This window comes from Pseudomonas fluorescens, from assembly GCF_902498195.1.
Taxonomy (GTDB): Bacteria; Pseudomonadota; Gammaproteobacteria; order Pseudomonadales; family Pseudomonadaceae; genus Aquipseudomonas; species Aquipseudomonas fluorescens_BU.
The window spans coordinates 594,816-614,060 of the sequence record NZ_CABVIY010000003.1; the positions used below are offsets into that span (position 1 = coordinate 594,816).

At 63.4% G+C, this 19,245-nt stretch carries 14 protein-coding genes; all 14 read left to right on the top strand.

Going from position 1 to position 19,245, the window contains the following annotated elements; translation table 11 throughout:
* Positions 1-217: 217 nt before the first annotated feature.
* Positions 218-1,267 (top strand): ABC transporter substrate-binding protein, encoded by a 1,050-nt coding sequence (locus tag F8N66_RS13645; RefSeq protein ID WP_150770661.1) that lies wholly within the window; start codon positions 218-220, stop codon positions 1,265-1,267.
* A 73-nt stretch (positions 1,268-1,340) separates the two neighbouring features.
* Positions 1,341-2,123 carry a class II aldolase/adducin family protein gene (locus F8N66_RS13650; RefSeq protein ID WP_150770662.1) on the top strand — a complete coding sequence of 261 codons (783 nt, stop codon included), beginning with the start codon at positions 1,341-1,343 and terminating at the stop codon, positions 2,121-2,123.
* A gap of 273 nt (positions 2,124-2,396) precedes the next feature.
* Positions 2,397-3,044, top strand: a complete 648-nt coding sequence (locus tag F8N66_RS13655; RefSeq protein ID WP_150770663.1) for a TetR family transcriptional regulator C-terminal domain-containing protein — start codon at positions 2,397-2,399, stop codon at positions 3,042-3,044.
* 107 nt (positions 3,045-3,151) lie between these two features.
* Complete coding sequence (locus F8N66_RS13660; RefSeq protein ID WP_150770664.1) at positions 3,152-3,868, top strand: response regulator; 717 nt, start codon at positions 3,152-3,154, stop codon at positions 3,866-3,868.
* On the top strand, positions 3,868-4,650 hold the full coding sequence (locus F8N66_RS13665) for a substrate-binding periplasmic protein (RefSeq protein WP_191622985.1): 783 nt from the start codon (positions 3,868-3,870) through the stop codon (positions 4,648-4,650). Before F8N66_RS13660 ends, F8N66_RS13665 begins: the two co-directional genes overlap by 1 nt.
* The gene (locus F8N66_RS13670) at positions 4,647-6,920 is read left to right on the top strand and encodes an ATP-binding protein (protein ID WP_150770665.1); all 2,274 of its coding nucleotides are present in this window, start codon (positions 4,647-4,649) and stop codon (positions 6,918-6,920) included. Before F8N66_RS13665 ends, F8N66_RS13670 begins: the two co-directional genes overlap by 4 nt.
* Before the next feature lie 327 nt (positions 6,921-7,247).
* Positions 7,248-8,660, top strand: coding sequence for an amino acid permease (locus tag F8N66_RS13675; RefSeq protein ID WP_150770666.1), 1,413 nt, complete (start codon positions 7,248-7,250; stop codon positions 8,658-8,660).
* Between the two features lie 331 nt (positions 8,661-8,991).
* A complete protein-coding gene (locus F8N66_RS13680; protein WP_150770667.1) occupies positions 8,992-9,783 on the top strand; it encodes an enoyl-CoA hydratase/isomerase family protein in 792 nt (263 codons plus the stop codon).
* 42 nt (positions 9,784-9,825) lie between these two features.
* Positions 9,826-10,986: an acyl-CoA dehydrogenase family protein gene (locus tag F8N66_RS13685; protein ID WP_150770668.1), complete on the top strand. Its 1,161-nt coding sequence runs from the start codon at positions 9,826-9,828 to the stop codon at positions 10,984-10,986.
* Between the two features lie 18 nt (positions 10,987-11,004).
* Positions 11,005-13,101, top strand: a complete 2,097-nt coding sequence (locus F8N66_RS13690) for an acetate--CoA ligase family protein (protein ID WP_150770669.1) — start codon at positions 11,005-11,007, stop codon at positions 13,099-13,101.
* A 14-nt stretch (positions 13,102-13,115) separates the two neighbouring features.
* Entirely contained in the window at positions 13,116-14,723 is a 1,608-nt protein-coding gene (locus tag F8N66_RS13695; RefSeq protein WP_150770670.1) for a 5-guanidino-2-oxopentanoate decarboxylase, read from the top strand.
* Positions 14,724-14,855: 132 nt separating this feature from the next.
* On the top strand, positions 14,856-16,046 hold the full coding sequence (locus tag F8N66_RS13700; protein WP_150770671.1) for a pyridoxal phosphate-dependent aminotransferase: 1,191 nt from the start codon (positions 14,856-14,858) through the stop codon (positions 16,044-16,046).
* Positions 16,039-17,451: an aldehyde dehydrogenase family protein gene (locus F8N66_RS13705; protein WP_150770672.1), complete on the top strand. Its 1,413-nt coding sequence runs from the start codon at positions 16,039-16,041 to the stop codon at positions 17,449-17,451. Before F8N66_RS13700 ends, F8N66_RS13705 begins: the two co-directional genes overlap by 8 nt.
* Before the next feature lie 98 nt (positions 17,452-17,549).
* A complete protein-coding gene (locus tag F8N66_RS13710; protein WP_150770673.1) occupies positions 17,550-19,151 on the top strand; it encodes an ABC transporter substrate-binding protein in 1,602 nt (533 codons plus the stop codon).
* Positions 19,152-19,245 lie beyond the last annotated feature (94 nt).

The following is a 19,245-nucleotide window of genomic DNA, read 5'->3' on the forward strand; positions in this document are numbered from 1 at the left end:
CGTCGTCCTCAGGCTCATCGCGAGCGTGCTCGCTCCTACAGAGATAGCGGTTGTTATTATTGGCCTATAGAAATTTACCTTCAGTAAAAAATCAACTTGTTTTTTTACTCGTGGTTGCAGTAGTTTCGTTTCGAGCCCGCTCCCGGGCCGCACCTCACCAACAATAAAAACAGGCCACACCGATTCAACCCGGCTGCCATCACACGAGGAACCACTGATGAAATCGAATACGCTCAAGCACGGTTTTTATCCCTTGGTGTTGTCCATGGCCTTAGGCTTTGGCAACGCTCAGGCAGGATCGGACATGGTGGTGGTCGGCTACGGCGGGGCCGGACAGAAAGCCCTCGATGCGGCGTTCTTTCAGCCTTTTGCCACGCTGGATCAAAGCAAGGTCATGCAGGCCGAGTACAACGGTGAGATGGCCAGGATCAAAGTGATGGTCGACACCGGCAACGTCGATTGGGATGTGGTGCAGATCGAAGGCCCGGACTTGATGCGCGGTTGCGAAGAGGGCATGTACGAGCGTCTTGACTGGACGCGTCTGGGGCATGCCGACCAGTTGATCCCCGAAGCGGCACAGGAATGCGGATCGGCGGCAATGGTCTGGAGCGTGGCCATTGCCTACGACACCGACAAGCTGGCGCAAGCCCCGACCTCGTGGGCCGATTTCTGGGACGTGCAGAAAACCCCTGGCAAGCGTGGGCTGCGCAAGCGTGCGGTGTACAACCTGGAATTCGCCTTGATGGCCGACGGGGTGAAAACCGAAGACGTCTACAAGGTACTCGCCACCCCGCAAGGCGTGGACCGCGCGTTCGCCAAACTGACCGAACTCAAGCCCAACATTCAGTGGTGGGAGGCCGGCGCGCAACCCCCTCAATGGCTGATGTCGGGCGATGTGGTGATGACTTCTACCTACAGCGGGCGCATTGCCGACGCCGCGCAAAAAGGCAGCCACCTTGGCCTGGTCTGGCCCGGCAGCCTGTACGGCATGGATTACTGGGCAATCATCAAGGGCTCCAAGCATGTTGACCAGGCCAAGCGCTTCATCGCATTTACCAACCAGCCGGATAACCAGGTCAACTATGTGCACCTGATTCCTTACGGGCCGACCAACACCCTGGCTGCCGCGCAACTGGACGACAAACTGGCCAAGTGGGTGCCGACCGCACCGCAGAACCTCAAGGGTGCGCTGTCGATGAACGTCGGTTTCTGGGTCGATCATGGCGAGGAGCTGGAGGAGCGCTTCAACGCGTGGGCCAGCAAGTAAACGCCGGCGGCTGGACGTGGATGCACGTCCAGCCGTAATGTCTGCCAGCCGATCTGCCTGGAGAACCACAATAATGAATGACCTGACTGCCGCGCCTGTGCGCAGCGCCACTGAACAGCGCCTGCGCGAAGAACTGGCCGCCTGTTATCGCCTGATTGCGCACTTTCGCATGACCGATTTGATCTTCACCCACATCTCGGTGCGCCTGCCGGGGCCGGAGCATCATTTTCTGATCAACCCCTACGGGCTGATGTTCGATGAAATAACGGCGTCCAACCTGGTGAAGATCGATCTGGAAGGCCGTGCCGTCGAGGCGTCGCCGTATCCGGTCAACCCGGCCGGTTTCGTGATTCACAGCGCGATTCACGGCGCCCGTGATGACGCGCAATGCGTACTGCACACCCACACCAAATCCGGTTGCGCGGTGGCTGCGTTGAAGTGTGGGTTGTTGCCGGTCAATCAGATTTCCATGGAGTTTTACGGGCGTGTTGCTTATCACGACTATGAGGGCGTGGCGCTGGACATGAGCGAGCAGCAACGCCTGGTGCAGGATCTGGGCGACAAGCCGGTGCTGATGCTGCGCAACCATGGCTTGCTGACCGTCGGCGAGACGGTGAGCCAGGCGTTCTTGCGCATGTATTACCTGGAAAAGGCCTGCGAAATCCAGCTGGCCGCGCAAGCCGCCGGGGAGTTGGTATTGCCACCGGCCGAGGTGTGTGAACACACCGAGCGCCAGTTCAATGATCCGGGGCGACCGCTGGAAGACGGCGAACTGAGCGATCCGGATGCGATGCAACTGGCCTGGGCGGCGATGTTGCGATTGCTGGAGCGGGTGGCGCCGGGGTATCGGGATTGACTCAGACCCTGTGTGGGAGCGGGCTTGCTCGCGAAGAGGCCAGTACATTCAGCACCTTTGTTGACTGATACTCCGCTTTCGCGAGCAAGCCCGCTCCCACAGGATTCGTGTCGTGCGCACATTGGTGAACGACTCGGAACTGTAGGAGCGTGGCTTGCCCGCGATGGGAGCCCCTCGGTCTCTACTGGAGAATCACTGGGCTCTTGCTGTACAGTCGTTCAGCTCGCCGTCGATACGCGGGCCCCAATGACTGAACCCAGGAGCATGTCGCCCATGAATCAGGAAGCCCGTTTTTCCCGCATGGAACCGGAGTTGCGCAAGGCCAATCTGATCGAGGCGACGCTGGTGTGCCTCAAGCGCCACGGCTTCCAGGGCGCGTCGATCCGCAAGATTTCCGCCGAGGCCGGCGTCTCGGTCGGCCTGATCAGCCATCACTATTCCGGCAAGGACGAGCTGGTGGCCGAGGCCTACATGGCGATTACCGGCCGGGTCATGACCCTGCTGCGCGACGCCATGGAACAGGCGGCACCCAGTGCCCGCGAACGGTTGTCGGCGTTTTTCCGGGGTTCGTTTTCCGCCGAATTGCTTGACCCGCAGCTGATCGACGCCTGGCTGGCGTTCTGGGGCGCGGTGAAAACCGCCGAGGCCATCAACCAGGCGCACGACCATTCCTATGGCGAGTACCGCGCCATTTTGCGCAAGGTGCTGATGGAGCTGGCGCAGGAAGAGGGCTGGGAACACTTCGACGCCGATCTCGCCGCGATCAGCCTCAGCGCCTTGCTCGATGGCCTGTGGCTGGAACTGGGCCTGAACCCCGGCACCTTCACCCCGGAGCAGGGCATGCAGATTTGCGAGGCCTGGGTCGACGGTTTGCAGGCCGGTGGCCGCCAGCGATTCTCCATCAGCCAGAACAGCGTCTAGACGAGCAGCTGTTGATCACCTGTTCAGCAGTGGCTACTCTCTGGCGCTGATGCAACAACACACTCTAATAAGAAATACGCCTTCGGGCTCGTGCAGGACACCACGCAATGACTCCTCGGGTACTGATCGTCGACGACGATCCGCTGATTCGCGAACTGTTGCAGGCCTATCTTTCCCAGGAAGGCTACGAGGTCCATTGCGCCGCCACGGCGGAACTGGCGGAAACCTTCCTGGCCAGCCAGACCGTGGACCTGGTCATGCTCGACATCCGCTTGCCCGGCAAGGACGGCCTGACCCTGACCCGCGAACTGCGGGTGCGTTCGGAAGTGGGGATTATCCTGATCACCGGGCGCAACGATGAGATCGATCGCATCGTCGGCCTCGAATGCGGCGCCGATGACTACGTGATCAAGCCGCTCAACCCACGGGAACTGGTGTCCAGGGCGAAAAACCTGATTCGCCGGGTTCGCCACGCACAATCGCCTCCGCCGGTCGCGACTGTCTCCAAACCGGTCAAGCAATTTGCCGATTGGGCGCTGGACACCGACCGCCGGCGCCTGATCGATCCGGCGGGCCATGAAACCCTGCTGACCCACGGTGAATACCAGTTGCTCAGCGTGTTCCTGCGCAACAGCGGCCACACCCTGAGCCGCGACCAGTTGATGGACCAGATCCGCAACCGCGAATGGGTGCCCAACGACCGCTCCATCGATGTGCTAGTGGGTCGCTTGCGGCGCAAGTTGCACGACGATCCCGCCGAACCGCACCTGATCATCACCATCCACGGCGCCGGCTACCTGTTCACCGCCAGCCTGGCGGCGTGATGGCCGGGGGCCGACTGCTCTGGCTGATGCTGGCGCTGGTCGCCGGGCATCCGGCGCAGGCGGTGGAGACGGTGCGCTACTGCGATTATCCGGTCTATCCGCCGATTTCCTGGAGCGACGGCAAACAGGTCCGTGGCCTGGCGCCCAGCGTGGTGAAAAAGCTGTTCGGCGAACTGGGCTATGAGGTCGAGATCGTGGTGCTGGGCAACTGGAAGCGCTGCCTGCTCGACGCCGCCGAAGGCCGGGTCGACGTGGTGCTGGCCTACAGCACCGCACAACGGGAACAGACCATGCTGTTTTCCACGGTGCCGGTGCTGCGTGAAGAAGTGGCGCTGTTCGTCAATCGCCGGCACCCGGTGACATTCGAGCGCCTGCAAGACCTGGCCCGCTACCGGGGCGGCTTGTTGTTCGGGGAAAGCTACGGTGGGGAGTTCGATCGCATGGTCGCGCAAAACAACAACATCGAATGGGTTTCCGACAGCCGCCAGAACTTCGGCAAGCTGATTCGCGGGCGCATCGACTTCATCACCCAGGAACGCCGCACCGGTCAGCTGTACGTGGAAAACCTGCCCGGCGCGCAAGACATCGTCGCCTTGCCCAATGCCCTGAGCGTGGATTACCTGCGGGTCGCGGTGTCGCGGCGTTCACCGCTGGCCAGGCGCATGCCGCAGATCAACGCGCAATTGCAGCGCATGGTCGATGCCGGCGACATCGAGCGCCTGCTCAATGAAAGCGAAGTCACCTACCGCGACATGATCAACCTGCCGGCCAACGCACCATGATCCGCGCCCGGCCTGGTGGACTGTTGCGGCGCCTGCTGCTGTTCATCCTGTTGTTCAGCCTGTGCTTCACCGTGCTGGCCAGCAGCGTGCAGTTGTACATCGAGTACCGCCGGGAGATGCGCGAGATCGACTCGCGCATGGAGCTGATCCGCGCCGGCTACCTGGCGAGCCTGGAACGCAGCCTGTGGGATTTGAACCAGGAACAGTTGAACGTGCAGTTGCGCGGCCTGGTGGATTTTTCCGACGTGGCGCGGGTGCACCTGACCAGCCCCGATTATGACTTGCTGCAAGGCAACCCGGACCCGGTCGGCCCGTTGCACGTCGAACGATTTGCCCTGGATTACCAGCCGCCCTCCGGCCCGTTGCGCCAGCTCGGTGAACTGGAAGTCAGCACCGACCTGGGCGCGGTCTATCAACGCCTGTACGCCACCGGATTGACCAGCCTGCTGTGGATGGGCGCGTTTCTCTGCGGTCTGGCGGTGGCGCTGTCGGGGTTGTTCTATCGCCTGGTGACCCGCCACCTGCAAGTCATGGCCGGGTTTGCCCGGCGCATTGCGGCGGGCGAATGGCACGAGCCGCTGCACCTGGACAAGCGGCGCAGCGCGCAGGAAGACGAAATCGACACCGTGGCCCACGCCCTCGATGACATGCGCCGGGCCATCCTCAGCGACATCGATCGCCGTGAAACCGATCGGCTGGCCTTGCAGGACAATCGCGATGAGTTGCTGCGCCGGGTCGAACGGCGGACCGCCAGCCTGATGCGCGCCAAGGACGAGGCGGAAGCCGCGAACCAGGCCAAGTCGCGCTTCCTGGCAACCATGAGCCACGAACTGCGCACGCCGCTCAACGGCATTCTCGGCATGGCCGAATTACTGCGCGGTGCCCGCCTGGATCAGCAGGACAGCAAGCGTCTGGATGCCTTGCACAAGGCCGGCGAGGGGTTGCTGGCGATCCTCAATGAGGTGCTGTTTTTCGCCAGGCTGGAGGAGGGCGCCAGCCTGCCCGAGCCGGTGAATTTCTCGCTGCGCCAGTTACTCGACGAAGTGCTGACCTTGCTGGAGCCCAAGGCGCTGGGCAACGACACGATTCTCCATTGCCGGGTCGATCAGCGGGTGGCCGGGCATCACCATGGCGCCGAGCAGTTCTTGCGCCAGGTCCTGAGCAACCTGCTGGCCAATGCGATCAAGTTCACCGAAGGCGGCGAGGTCAGCGTCGAGGTGGCGTTGCTTGCCCAGCCCGAGGGCCAAGGCGGACAGCGCCTGCGCGTGAGTGTCACCGACAACGGCATCGGCATTGCCCCGGCGATGCAGGCGAAGATTTTCGAGCGCTTCACCCAGGCCAGCGAGGAAGTCGCGCAGCGTTTTGGCGGCACCGGGTTGGGATTGGCGATCTGCAAGCATCTGGTGGAACACATGGGCGGCTGCATTGGCGTCAGCAGCGAGGTCGGGCGCGGCAGTTGTTTCTGGTTCGAACTGACCTTGCAGCCGGCCGGCGATGTCATCGGCGTTGCGCCGGTACTGGGGCCGGGGCCGGCACTCGACATTCTGGTGGTCGAGGATGTGGCGCTCAACCGCGAAGTGGCCGAGGGCCTGCTGCAACGGGACGGCCACCGGGTGTGGCTGGCCGTCGATGCCGAACAGGCGCTGGTGCTGTGCGCCGAACGGTCGTTCGACCTGATTCTGCTGGACGTGCACCTGCCGGGCCTGAGCGGGGTCGAGTTGTGCGCCCGGCTGCGCGGCAGCGAAGGACCGAATCGCCAGACCCGCCTGTTCGCCCTGACCGCCAGTGTCCAACCGGCGCTGGTTCGCGGTTACCTGGACGCCGGCATGGACGGCATTCTGTCCAAGCCGTTGAAACTGGAGAGCCTGCGCCAGGCGCTGGCGGGCCAAACCCTGGTCAAGAAACCCCTGGTGGATGGCGGGGCGATGGACTGGCTTCTGCTGCAAACCCATCGCACCTTGCTCGGTGAGCAAAAGGTGCAGGGCCTGCTTGCGGTATTGCGCGAGTCGATCCTTCAGCACCGCGAAGCGCTGGATGAGGCGATCGCGGCCGACGATTGCACCGAGGTCGCGCAACTGGCGCATCGGCTGGCGGGCAGCAGCGATTCATTGGGTTTTCGTGGCCTGGCCTCGGTATTGCGCCAGTTGGAAACAGCGGCGCTGGGCAACGATGAACCGGCGATTCGCGGGTTGGCCCCGACGGTAAAGGCGCAAATGCAACGGGCACTGCAAATCCTGGAGGACCTGCCGGGAGTGGGCTTACCGCGATGATCACGGGCAAACGTATTTCCCTGTAGGAGCGAGCCTGCTCGCGATAGCGGTGGATCAGTCGACATCAATGTTGAATGTGAAGCCGCCATCGCGAGCAGGCTCGCTCCCACAGGTAAATCTGTACAAATTTGTTACGTCTTTGTACAACTTCGATCTTTACGTTCAACGCGAACTTACATGGCTTTCCAATAATCGACGCAACCGCCGCAGCGCGGTCTTCGAAATTTATTGGAGATAATAATAATGAATTGCCGTAAAGCTGATCCTTCCCCGCGCCATGACTGCCTGTCATGCGCTGCACACCTCACTGACTGCTGAGGTGCCGACATGAACCCAAACACTGATGGCAAAGGCATCCAACTGACCCGCGCGCTGAAAAGCCGGCACATCTTCATGCTGTCCCTGGGCGGGGTGATCGGCACCGGGCTGTTCATGGGCTCGGGGGTGATCATCAACCAGGGCGGCCCGGTCGGGGCGATCCTGGCCTATCTGGTGGCCGGTTTCCTGATGTACCTGGTGATGGTCTGCCTGGGCGAACTGTCGGTGCAGATGCCGGTCTCCGGTTCGTTCCAGACCCACGCCACCCAGTTCATCGGCCCGGCGACCGGCTTCATGATCGGCTGGGTGTACTGGATGAGCTGGGCCACCACGGTCGGCCTGGAGTTCACCGCCGCCGGGATGCTGATGACCCGCTGGTTCCCCGAGGTGCCGATCTGGTACTGGTCGGCGCTGTTCGTGGTGGTGCTGTTCGGCCTCAACGCCCTGGCAACCCGCGCCTTCGGCGAGGCGGAATACTGGTTCTCGGGGATCAAGGTCGCGGCGATCCTGGGGTTCATCATCGTCGGGCTGTTGGTGATCTTCGGCGCGATACCGCTGACCAGTGGCGCACCGGCGCCGATGGCGAGCAACCTGATCGGTGATTCGCTGTTCCCCAACGGCATGTCGGCGGTGTTCGCGGTGATGATGACCGTGGTCTACGCGTTCCAGGGGTGCGAGATCATGGGCGTGGCCGCCGGTGAAACCGATCAGCCGGAAAAAAGCATCCCGCGTGCCGTGCGCAACGTGGTCTTCCGTGTGCTGATCTTCTACGTGCTGGCGATTGTCGTGCTGTCGGCCATCGTGCCGTGGCAGCAGGCGGGGCTGATGGAAAGCCCGTTCGTGCAGGTGTTCGACATGGTCGGCATTCCCTATGCCGCCGACCTGATGAACTTCGTGATCCTCACGGCAATTCTCTCGGTGGGCAACTCCGGCCTCTACGCCTCGACCCGGATCATGTGGGCGATGTCAAAAACCGGCATGGCACCCAGAGGCCTGTCGACGTTGAGCAAACGTGGCGTGCCGTTGCGTGCCCTGAGCATCACCCTGTGCTTCGCGCTGGTGTCGTTGATGACCAGCTTCGTCGCGGCGGACACCTTGTTCATGGTGTTGATGGCGGTGAGCGGCATGTCCGGCACCGTGACCTGGATTGTCATCGCCCTGGCGCAATACAAGTTCCGCAAGGCCTACCTGCGCGATGGCGGCCAGCTCAGCGACCTGAAGTACCGCGCCCCGTGGTTCCCGGTGCTGCCGCTGCTATGCATCGGCCTGTGCTGCTCGCTGTTCGTGTTCCTGGCACTGGATGAAACCCAGCGGCCGTCGCTGTACTGGGGCTTTGGCTTCATTGCCCTGTGCTATGGCGCGTACTTCCTGTTCCACCGCAAGCGTGAAGGCGTGTTGACGCCAAGCCTGCCGAGCGCGTAATTCGCTGATTTAGCATATCCCCCTGTGGGAGCGGGCTTGCTCGCGAAGAGGACCTGTCAGTCAACCATTCAGTGACTGACACACCGCCTTCGCGAGCAAGCCCGCTCCCACAGTTGTTTTGCGGTGTCCTGTGGGCAGTTGTTCGAAGTTGTAACAGAGTCATCGTTCAAAAGTCGTGTATCGATAAAAAAACCATATAAGACAACTAGTTAGCCAATAAATAGGCCTGTTACAGCGTATTTCGCCACCAATTGCCGCCTTACTGAACACTCGTTTAGTATGGCCTCAAGTCGCAACACCTCAGACCAATCACAATAATTCGAGGACTCGCATGACTACTCACGATTCGCTGCTCAGTCAGGTCGAAGCAGGCGTTGCCTGGATCACCCTCAATCGCACTGCCCAGCGCAACGCGCTGGACATCCCGACCCTGAAAAACCTGCATGCCTTGCTCGACACCTGCAACGCCGATCCATCGGTACGCGTGGTGGTGCTGACCGGCAGCGGTCGCAGTTTCTGCGCCGGGGCGGACCTGGACGAATGGGCCGCCGCCGAAGCCCGGGGCGCGCTGGAGAGCTACGGCTGGACCGAAACCGCCCATGCCCTGATGACCCGCCTGTACAGCCTGGAAAAACCGACCGTCGCCGCCATCAACGGCACCGCCGTCGGCGCGGGGATGGACCTGACGCTGTGCTGCGACTTGCGCATCGCCGGGCAATCGGCGCGTTTCAAGGCCGGCTACACCAGCATGGCCTACTCGCCGGACGCCGGCGCCAGCTGGCACCTGCCACGCCTGATCGGCGCCGAGCAGGCCAAGCGCCTGTTGTTCCTCGACGAATTGTGGGGCGCCGACCGTGCCCTCGACGCCGGCCTGGTCAGCGATGTCTGCCCCGACGATCAACTGCAAGCCGCCGCCAGTGAACTGGCCGCACGCCTGGCCGCCGGGCCGACCTTTGCCTTCGCCCAGACCAAAAAACTCATGCGCGAAGGCGCCGACCGCAGCCTGCCCGAACAACTGCAAGCGGAACTGGCCGCCGGCCTGTTGTGCGGTCGCAGCGAAGACGGCAACGAAGCCCTGCGCGCCGCCATGGAAAAGCGCCCGCCACGTTTTATCGGTCGCTAAACCCGGCACACCTCCATCAGCACACGAACAACAGGTAGCACCATGAATTTCCAACTGACCCAAGAACAAGAAATGTTGGTGGACGCGGTACGCAGTTTCGTCACCAAGGAACTGCTGCCCTATGAAGATGAGGTCGATGCCGCCGATGAAGTCTCCCCGGAGCTGGCGGCACAGATTCGCGGCAAGGCGATCGCCGCCGGTTTCTACGCCTTCAACATGCCCGAAGAGGTCGGCGGTGGCGGCCTGGACTACCTGTCCCAGGCGCTGATCGAGCGTGAGCTGTCCAAGGTGTCCTGGGCGCTGCACGTGTTCGTGGCGCGGCCTTCGAAGATCCTCATGGCCTGCAAGGGCGAGCAGATCAACGACTACCTGTTGCCGTGCATCCAGGGCGAGAAGATCGATTGCTTCGCACTGACCGAGCCGGGTGCCGGTTCCGACGCCAACGCGATCAAGACCCGCGCCGTGCGTGACGGTGACGACTTCATCCTCAACGGCAGCAAGCACTTCATCAGCCACGCCGGCCATGCCGATTTCGCCATCGTCTTCGCCGTGACCGACACCTACGAACACAACGGCCGCCAGCGCAACGCCGTGACCTCGTTCCTGGTCGACCGCAACACCCCGGGCATGACCATTCGCCGTGGACCCAAGTGCGTGAGCAACCGCGGCTATCACACGTTTGAAATGTTCTTCGACGACTGCCGCGTGCCGGCCTCCAAAGTGCTCGGCGAAGTCGGCAAGGGCTGGGAAGTGGCCAATGCCTGGCTGACGGCCGGCCGGGTGATGGTCGCGGCCAACTGCGTCGGCCAGGCGCAACGGGCACTGGACGTGTCGCTGCAATGGGCAGCGGACCGCAAGCAATTCGGTCAACCGATCGGCACCTATCAAGGCGTGTCGTTCAAGTTGGCGGACATGGCCACGCAAATTCGCGCCGCCGAACTGCTGACCCTGCACACCGCCTGGAAAATGGACCAGGGCACCATGACCGACGGCGAGGCCGGCATGGCCAAGCTGTTTGCCAGCGAAGTGTTGGGCCGCGCGGCCGATGAGGCGGTGCAGATTTTCGGCGGCATGGGCCTGATGAACGAAGGTCCGGTGGAACGCATCTGGCGTAACGCGCGGATCGAACGGATCTGGGAAGGCACGTCGGAAATCCAGCGCCACATCATTTCCCGCGAACTGCTGCGGCCACTGCTGCGCTGATCGCCCCGGAGAATTCCCATGTCGCAATCGATCCGTGACAACCTCAAACGCATGCTCGCGCCGCGCCACGTGGCGTTCGTCGGTGGCCGCAGCATGGCCCGCGCCCTCAAGCGCTGCGCCGAGGGCGGCTACCCAGGGCAAATGTGGCTGGTCAACCCGCAACACGACAGCCTTGAAGGCGTGCCGTGCGTACGCAGCATCGCCGAGTTGCCCTGCGGGCCGGACGCGGTGTTCATCGCCACCAACCGCGAACTGACCCTGACCTGCGTGGCCGAACTGGCCGCCATCGGCACCGGCGGCGCGATTTGCTACGCCTCCGGTTTCGCCGAGGTCGGCGCCGAGGGCCAGGCCCTGCAACAGCAATTGCTGCAAGCCGCTGGCGACATGGCCTTGCTCGGCCCCAACTGTTATGGCCTGCTCGACTACCTGCACAGCTCCGCGCTGTGGCCGGTGGCCCATGGCGGCAAAGCGGTAGAGAAGGGCGTGGCGGTGCTGACCCAAAGCGGTAACTTCGCCTACAACCTGTCCATGAGCGACCGCTCGCTGCCGGTGGCCTACATGGCTTCGGTTGGCAATCAGGCGCAACTGGGCGTGGCCGAACTGATGGACGTGCTGCTCGATGAGCCACGGGTCACCGCCATCGGCCTGCACCTGGAAGGCCTGAAAAACGTACCGGGTTTCGCCCGCGCCGCGCACAAGGCGCTGGAGAAGGGCATCCCGATCATCGCGCTGAAAACCGGCGTGTCGCAGATCGGCGCCGAACTGGCCTTGAGTCACACCAGTTCACTGTCCGGTTCCGATGCCCTTTACGACGCGCTGTTCGACCGTCTCGGGGTGATTCGCGTCAGTGGCCCGGTGAGTTTCGTCGAAACCCTGAAGGCTGCGGCCTGCGGCAACCTGCCGGCAGGCAACAGCCTGATCGCACTGGCCTGTTCCGGCGGCGACGCCGGGCTGATTGCCGACTACGCCGAGCGCAACGAACTGGCGCTGCCCAAACTCGACCAAGGTCAAGTCAACGAACTGGCCCAGGTCCTGCCGAGCTACGCCAACCTGGTCAACCCGCTGGACTTCACCACGGCGATCTGGGGCGACGGCGAGGCGCTGAACCGCATGCTCGACAGCGCCCTGCGCACCGAGGCCGACGCGGCAATGCTGGTGCTCGATTACCCGGCGGAGTTCACCGGCGAGCGCAAGGAATGCGACCTGCTGCTGGACCTGTACTGCAAGGCGCTGGTGCGTCATGGCAAAACCGGTTTCGTCACCTCGGCCTTCCCGGAACTGCTGCCGCCTCACGCCCGCGAACGTCTGCATGCCCAAGGCGTGGCGGCGTTGCAGGGTGTGGAAGACGGTTTGGCTGCCTGGGGTCGTGTCGCCAATTACCAGCGCAATCGCCAGGCCTTGCTGGACCTCGGTGAATCGGCACTGGTGCCGCTGTGCCCACAGGCGCTGGAAGGCGAAGGCCGGTTGCTCAATGAATGGGATTCGAAACAGGCCCTGCGTGTATTTGGCCTGCCGATACCCGAGGGTGTGCTGAGCACGCCAGACAAAGCCCTGAAAGACGCCGAAACGCTGGGCTATCCACTGGTGCTCAAGGCCGTCAGCGCGCAGTTGCCACACAAGACCGAAGCCGGCGCCGTGGCACTGAACCTCAAGGATGGCGCGGCTGTAACCCAAGCCCTGGAAAACATGCGCAGCCGCATCGCCGCCTACGCACCGGGTGTGCCATTCGATCAACTGTTGCTGGAGCCCATGGCCAAACCGCCATTGGCTGAGCTGATTGTCGGCATCAAGCGTGAAAACGATTTTGGCTTGGCCTTGGTAATTGGCGCGGGTGGCATCCTGGTGGAATTGCTCAAGGACAGTCGCAGCCTGTTGCTGCCGACCACCGACGGCGCGATTCGCCAGGCCTTGCTCGGCCTGCGCAGCGCCGCGCTGCTGCAAGGCTTCCGTGGTCGCGAAGCGGCGGACCTGGATGCGCTGGTGGCGGCGATCCGCGCCGTCGCCGACTACGCCTGCGAGAACGCCGCGCAGTTGCTGGAACTGGATGTGAACCCATTGTTGGTTGGTGCCGAGGGCACGACCGCGGTCGACGCGTTGATTCGCATCACGCCATGAATGAGGACCTGAACATGCAAAGCAAAACCTTGACCGGTGGCCAGGCGCTGGTGCGCCTGTTGGCCAACTACGGCGTCGATACCGTGTTCGGCATCCCCGGCGTGCACACCCTGGAGCTGTATCGCGGCTTGCCCGGCAGCGGCATTCGCCACGTGCTGACCCGGCATGAGCAGGGCGCCAGTTTCATGGCCGACGGCTACGCACGGGTCAGCGGCAAACCCGGCGTGTGCTTCGTCATCACCGGCCCCGGCGTGACCAACGCCGCCACCGGTATTGGCCAGGCCTATGCCGACTCGATCCCGATGCTGGTGATTTCCAGCGTCAACCACACCGCCAGCCTCGGCAAGGGCTGGGGCATCCTGCACGAGTGCCAGGACCAGCGCGCCATGACCGCGCCGATCACCGCGTTCTCGGCGGTGGCCCTCACCCCTGAAGACCTGCCGGAACTGATCGCCCGTGCCTACGCGGTGTTCGACAGCGAACGGCCGCGCCCGGTGCACATTTCGGTGCCGCTGGACGTGCTGTCGGCACCGATCGCCCGCGACTGGAGCAACGAAGTCGTGCGCCGTCCGGGGCGTGGCACGCCAGCGGCCGACGTGCTGGAGGCGGCAGTCGCCAAGCTGCACGGCGCTAAACGCCCGATGATCATTGCCGGCGGCGGCGCCTTGAATGCCGCCTCGCAGTTGCAGGCACTCAGCACCCGACTGGCCGCGCCGCTGTTCACCAGCGTCGCCGGTAAAGGCCTGTTGCCACCGGATGCGCCGCTCAACGCCGGTTCGTCGCTGTGCGTGGAGCCGGGCTGGAACCTGATCGCCGAGGCCGATGTGGTGCTGGCGGTCGGCACGGAAATGGCCGACACCGATTTCTGGCGCGAGCGCCTGCCGCTCAATGCCGAGTTGCTGCGAGTGGACATCGATCCGCGCAAGTTCAACGACTTCTATCCATGTGCCGTCGCCCTGCAAGGCGATGCACAGCAGACGCTTGCGGCCTTGCTTGAACGCCTGTCGACGGATGTGCGCAACGCCGAGGCCGCCATTGCCAAGGTCGCGGCGCTGCGTGAAGCGATTCAAACCGGCCACGGCCCGTTGCAGTCGATCCACCAGGCGATTTTGCAACGCATCGCCGCCGAGTTGCCGGCCAATGCGTTCATCAGCACCGACATGACCCAACTGGCCTACACCGGTAACTACGCCTTCGATTCGCTGGCGCCCCGCAGCTGGTTGCACCCGACCGGCTACGGCACTCTGGGTTATGGCTTGCCGGCCGGCATCGGCGCCAAGTTCGGTGCGCCGCAGCGGCCAGGCCTGGTGCTGGTCGGCGACGGCGGTTTCCTTTACACCGCCCAGGAACTGGCGACGGCGGTCGAGGAGCTGGACAGCCCGCTGGTGGTGTTGCTGTGGAACAACGATGCCCTGGGGCAGATTCGCGACGACATGATCGGCCTGGACATCGAGCCCATTGGCGTGCTGCCGCGCAACCCGGACTTCGCTGCCCTTGGGCGCGCCTTCGGCTGCACCGTGACTCAGCCGCAGAACCTCGCGGAACTGCAAACCGACCTGCGCCATGGCTTCAATCGCAATGGCGTCACCCTGATCGAGCTCAAGCATGCCTGCGTACGCTGAGCTCACTGTAGGAGCGAGCTTGCTCGCGATGGACGTCAACGAAAACGCGCACTGTCTGAATGACCGGGTTGCCCTGACGTTTTTCGCGAGCAGAGCTCGCTCCTACAGGACCGTGTTTATAGGAGGAAAGCCATGCGCTTTTCTGATCTGACCCAACGCATCGCCGGTGACGGTGCTGCCGCCTGGGATATTCACTACCGCGCACTGGCCATGCGCGAGCAGGGCAAGGACATCCTGTTGCTGTCGGTGGGCGATCCGGATTTCGATACGCCGCAACCCATCGTGCAAAGCGCCATCGACAGCCTGTTGTCCGGCAATACCCACTACGCCGAGGTGCGCGGCAAGCGTGCCTTGCGCGAAGCCATCGCCAGACGCCACCAGCAACGCAGTGGCCAGCGTGTCACGGCGGACGAAGTCACGGTCCTGGCCGGTGCCCAGTGCGCGCTGTTTGCCGTGGCCCAATGCGTGCTCAACCCGGGTGACGAAGTGATCGTCGCCGAACCGATGTACGTCACCTACGAAGCGGTGTTCGGTGCTTGCGGCGCCGTGGTCATCCCGGTGCCGGTGCGTCCGGAGAACGGCTTTCGCGTGCTGCCCGAAGACGTCGCCGCACGCATTACCCCACGCACCCGCGCCCTGGCGCTGAACAGTCCGCACAACCCGTCGGGCGCCAGCCTGCCGCGCAGCACCTGGCAGGCGCTGGCCGAATTGTGCATCGCCCATGACCTGTGGCTGATTTCCGACGAGGTCTACAGCGAACTGCTATTTGAAGGCGAACACGTCAGCCCGGCGAGTCTGCCGGGCATGGCCGAACGCACCGCGACCCTCAACAGCCTGTCCAAATCCCACGCCATGACCGGGTGGCGCGTCGGCTGGGTGGTGGCGCCGCCGTCCCTGGCCGGGCACCTGGAAAACCTCGCCCTGTGCATGCTCTACGGTTCGCCGGATTTCATCCAGGACGCCGCCGTGGTGGCGCTGGACAGCCAACTGCCGGAACTGGAAGCCATGCGCGAAGCCTATCGCCAGCGCCGCGACCTGGTCTGTGAAAGCCTGGCCGATTGCCCCGGCCTGCGCGCCTTGAAACCTGATGGCGGCATGTTCGTGATGGTCGACATCCGTGAAACCGGGCTCAGCGCCCAGGCGTTTGCCGACCGTCTGCTTGATCGCCATGGGGTTTCTGTTTTGGCCGGTGAAGCCTTCGGGCCGAGCGCGGCCGGTCACATTCGCCTCGGTTTGGTGGTAGGGGCCGCGCCGTTGCGCGATGCCTGCCAGCGTATCGCTTGCTGTGCTGAAGAATTGATGGAGACGCAAGTCCATGCTTGATCACAAACATCTGTTTATCGATGGCCGCTGGCAAACCCCGTCCGGGCAAGGCGTTGCTGACGTCATCAACCCGGCCACCGAAGCGGTCGCCGGCCGTGTGCCGCTGGGTGACGAACGCGATGTCGACAATGCCGTGGCGGCGGCGCGCAAGGCCTTCGACTCATGGTCGCGCACGCCCTCCAGCGTTCGCGCCGGCTACATCCGCGCACTGGCCGAACAACTGAAGGCCCGCGCCGATGAAATGGCGGCGGTGATTACCACCGAACTGGGCATGCCGGTGCAATGGAGCCGTTCGGTGCAAGTCGACGGGCCGATCCTGGGCCTTGAGCAATACGTCGAACTCGCCGCTGTGATGGACGAAGTGCGCGAGGTCGGCAACTCGCGGGTCTACCGCGAGGCGGTGGGCGTGTGTGCGTTCATCAATCCCTGGAACTACCCGCTGCACCAGTTGATCGGCAAGCTGGCCCCGGCCCTGGCCGCCGGTTGCACGGTGGTGGTCAAGCCGAGTCAGGACACGCCGCTGCACGCGTTTCTGCTGGCACAGATGATCGAAGACATCGGCCTGCCGGCTGGGGTGTTCAACCTGATCAGCGGACCTGGCTCGAAAGTCGGCGAAGCACTGGCCAGACACCCGGATGTGGACATGGTGTCGTTCACCGGCTCCACCGGTGCCGGCGTGCGCGTTTCCCAGGCCGCCGCACCTTCGGTGAAGCGCGTGTGCCTGGAGCTGGGTGGCAAATCGGCGCTGTTGATCGCCGAAGATGCCGACCTGGAGGCGGCGGTGCGCTACGGCGTGCAGGACGTGATGATCAACTCCGGGCAGACCTGCACCGCGCTGACCCGCATGCTGCTGCCGGCCAGTCGTTATGCCGAGGCGGTGGAAATCGCGCTGGAGGAAACCCTGAGCCTGAAGATGGGCGACCCGCTCGATCCACAGAGCTTCCTCGGCCCGATGTGCTCGGCCGGGCAACGTCGCACCGTGCTCGATTACATCAAGGTCGGCCAGGAAGAAGGCGCACGCCTGCTGTGCGGCGGCGATGTAGGGGGCTTCGAGCGCGGCTACTACGTCAGCCCGACGCTGTTCGCTGACGTCAATAACAGCATGCGCATCGCCCAGGAAGAAATCTTCGGCCCGGTGTTGTGCTTGATCCCTTATGACGACGAGGCGCAAGCCATCCAGATCGCCAACGACTCGCCGTTCGGGCTGTCCAGCGGAGTCTGGGCCGGCAGCACCGGGCGTGCCCTGGAACTGGGGCGGCAACTGCGTGCGGGCCAGTGCTTTCTCAATGGCGCGGCGTTCAACTATCAGGCGCCGTTCGGCGGCTACAAGCAATCCGGTAATGGACGTGAATGGGGGGAAGAGGGGCTGAACGAATTCGTCGAAGTGAAGGCGATCCAGGTGTGAGCCTCAGGCGTTCACAAATAATCAGCACCGGGCCCAGGCCCGGTGCCTTGCGTGGTTTTGAACGGGTATTTCCTTAGCTTTTAATCAGGGGCAATGCAATGAGCGATAACAAGAACAAGATTACTCAAGCGAACCACGAATTCAGCTTCCCGCGCCGCGACTTTTTAAAGTACAGCGCAGCGGCGGCGGCAGTGGCGGGGGCCTTCTCCATGGGCCTGCCGTTGGGTGCCTTTGCCGCAGAAGCCACGCCAAAGCCGGGCGGCGTGTTGCGCCTGGGCCTGGCGGGGGGCAGCACCACAGACTCCAAGGACCCGGGCTCCTGGGTCGATACCTTCACCTTTGTAGGCTTCTCGGCGGTCTATAACACCCTCACCGAAATCGCCGTCGACGGCAGCGCGATTCCCGAACTGGCGGAAAGCTGGACTTCAACCCCGGACGCGCGCATCTGGACCTTCAAACTGCGCCAGGGCGTAACGTTCCACAACGGCAAGACCCTGACCGCCGATGACGTGGTCGCCTCGATCCAGCATCACCTCGGGGAAAAATCCACCTCGGCGGCCAAGACCGTCTTGGGCGATGTGGCCAAGGTCAGTGCCAATGGCAGCGACAGCGTGGTGTTCGAACTGCATGCGGGCAACGCCGATTTCTCTTACGTGGCCGCCGATTATCATCTGGTGATCATGCCCAGCAAGGACGGGGTAGCGGACTGGCAAGCCGGCGTTGGCACCGGTGGCTATCGCCTCAAGGACTTCGAACCGGGCGTGCGCATGACCCTGGAGCGCAGTGCGGATTACTGGAAGCCGGGCCGCGCGCATTTCGCCAGCGCCGAGCTGATCGCCATTGCCGATGGCGCCGCGCGGATCAACGCGCTGGTCACCGGGCAGGTGGACGTGATCAACAAGGTCGACCTCAAAACCGTGGCGCTGCTCAAGCGCAATCCGAACCTGGTCATCGAGGAAACCAAGGGTGCGCAGCACTACACCTTCCCGATGCTCACCGACAGCCAGGTGTTCCAGAACAACGACGTGCGCCTGGCGATGAAATACGCGGTCAACCGCGAAACCCTGCTGGCCTCGGTGCTGTACGGCTATGGCCTGGTGGGCAACGATCACCCGATCCAGCCGGGTAGTCGCTTCATCAACACCGCGCTGGAACAGCGTACCTACGACCCGGACAAGTCGCGCTTCCACCTGAAAAAGGCCGGCCTGGATTCGCTCAAAGTGCGCCTGCAAGCGTCGGATGCGGCCTACACCGGCGCGGTCGATGCCTCGGTGCTGTTCAAGGAGCAGGCGCGTGCGGCCGGGATCGACATAGACGTGGTGCGCGAACCCGCCGACGGCTTCTTCACCAACGTCTGGATGAAACAGCCGTTCACCACCTCGTTCTGGTACAGCAGCCTGACCGCCGACCGCATGTTCAGCATCGGTTACGCCAAGGGCGCGGCCTGGAACGAAACCCACTGGGACAACCCGCGTTTCAACCAGCTGCTCAACGCCGCCCGGGGCGAGATGAACGACCCGCTGCGCCGCGAGATGTACAACGAAATGCAGGCGCTGTGCCGGGATGACGGCGGGGCCATCGTGCCGCTGTTCGCCAGCTCCGTGGCGGCCCGTTCCAATCGTGTGGCGCACGGCGGGCAGACAGCGCCCTATGGCGAACTGGACGGGCTGCGCGTGATCGAGCGGTGGTGGCAGGCGTAAGCGTTCAGTCAATCCACTGAGGACTTTATGTGGGAGCGGGCTTGCTCGCGAAGGCGGTGTGTCAGTCACCATAAATGTTTGCTGACAGGGCCTC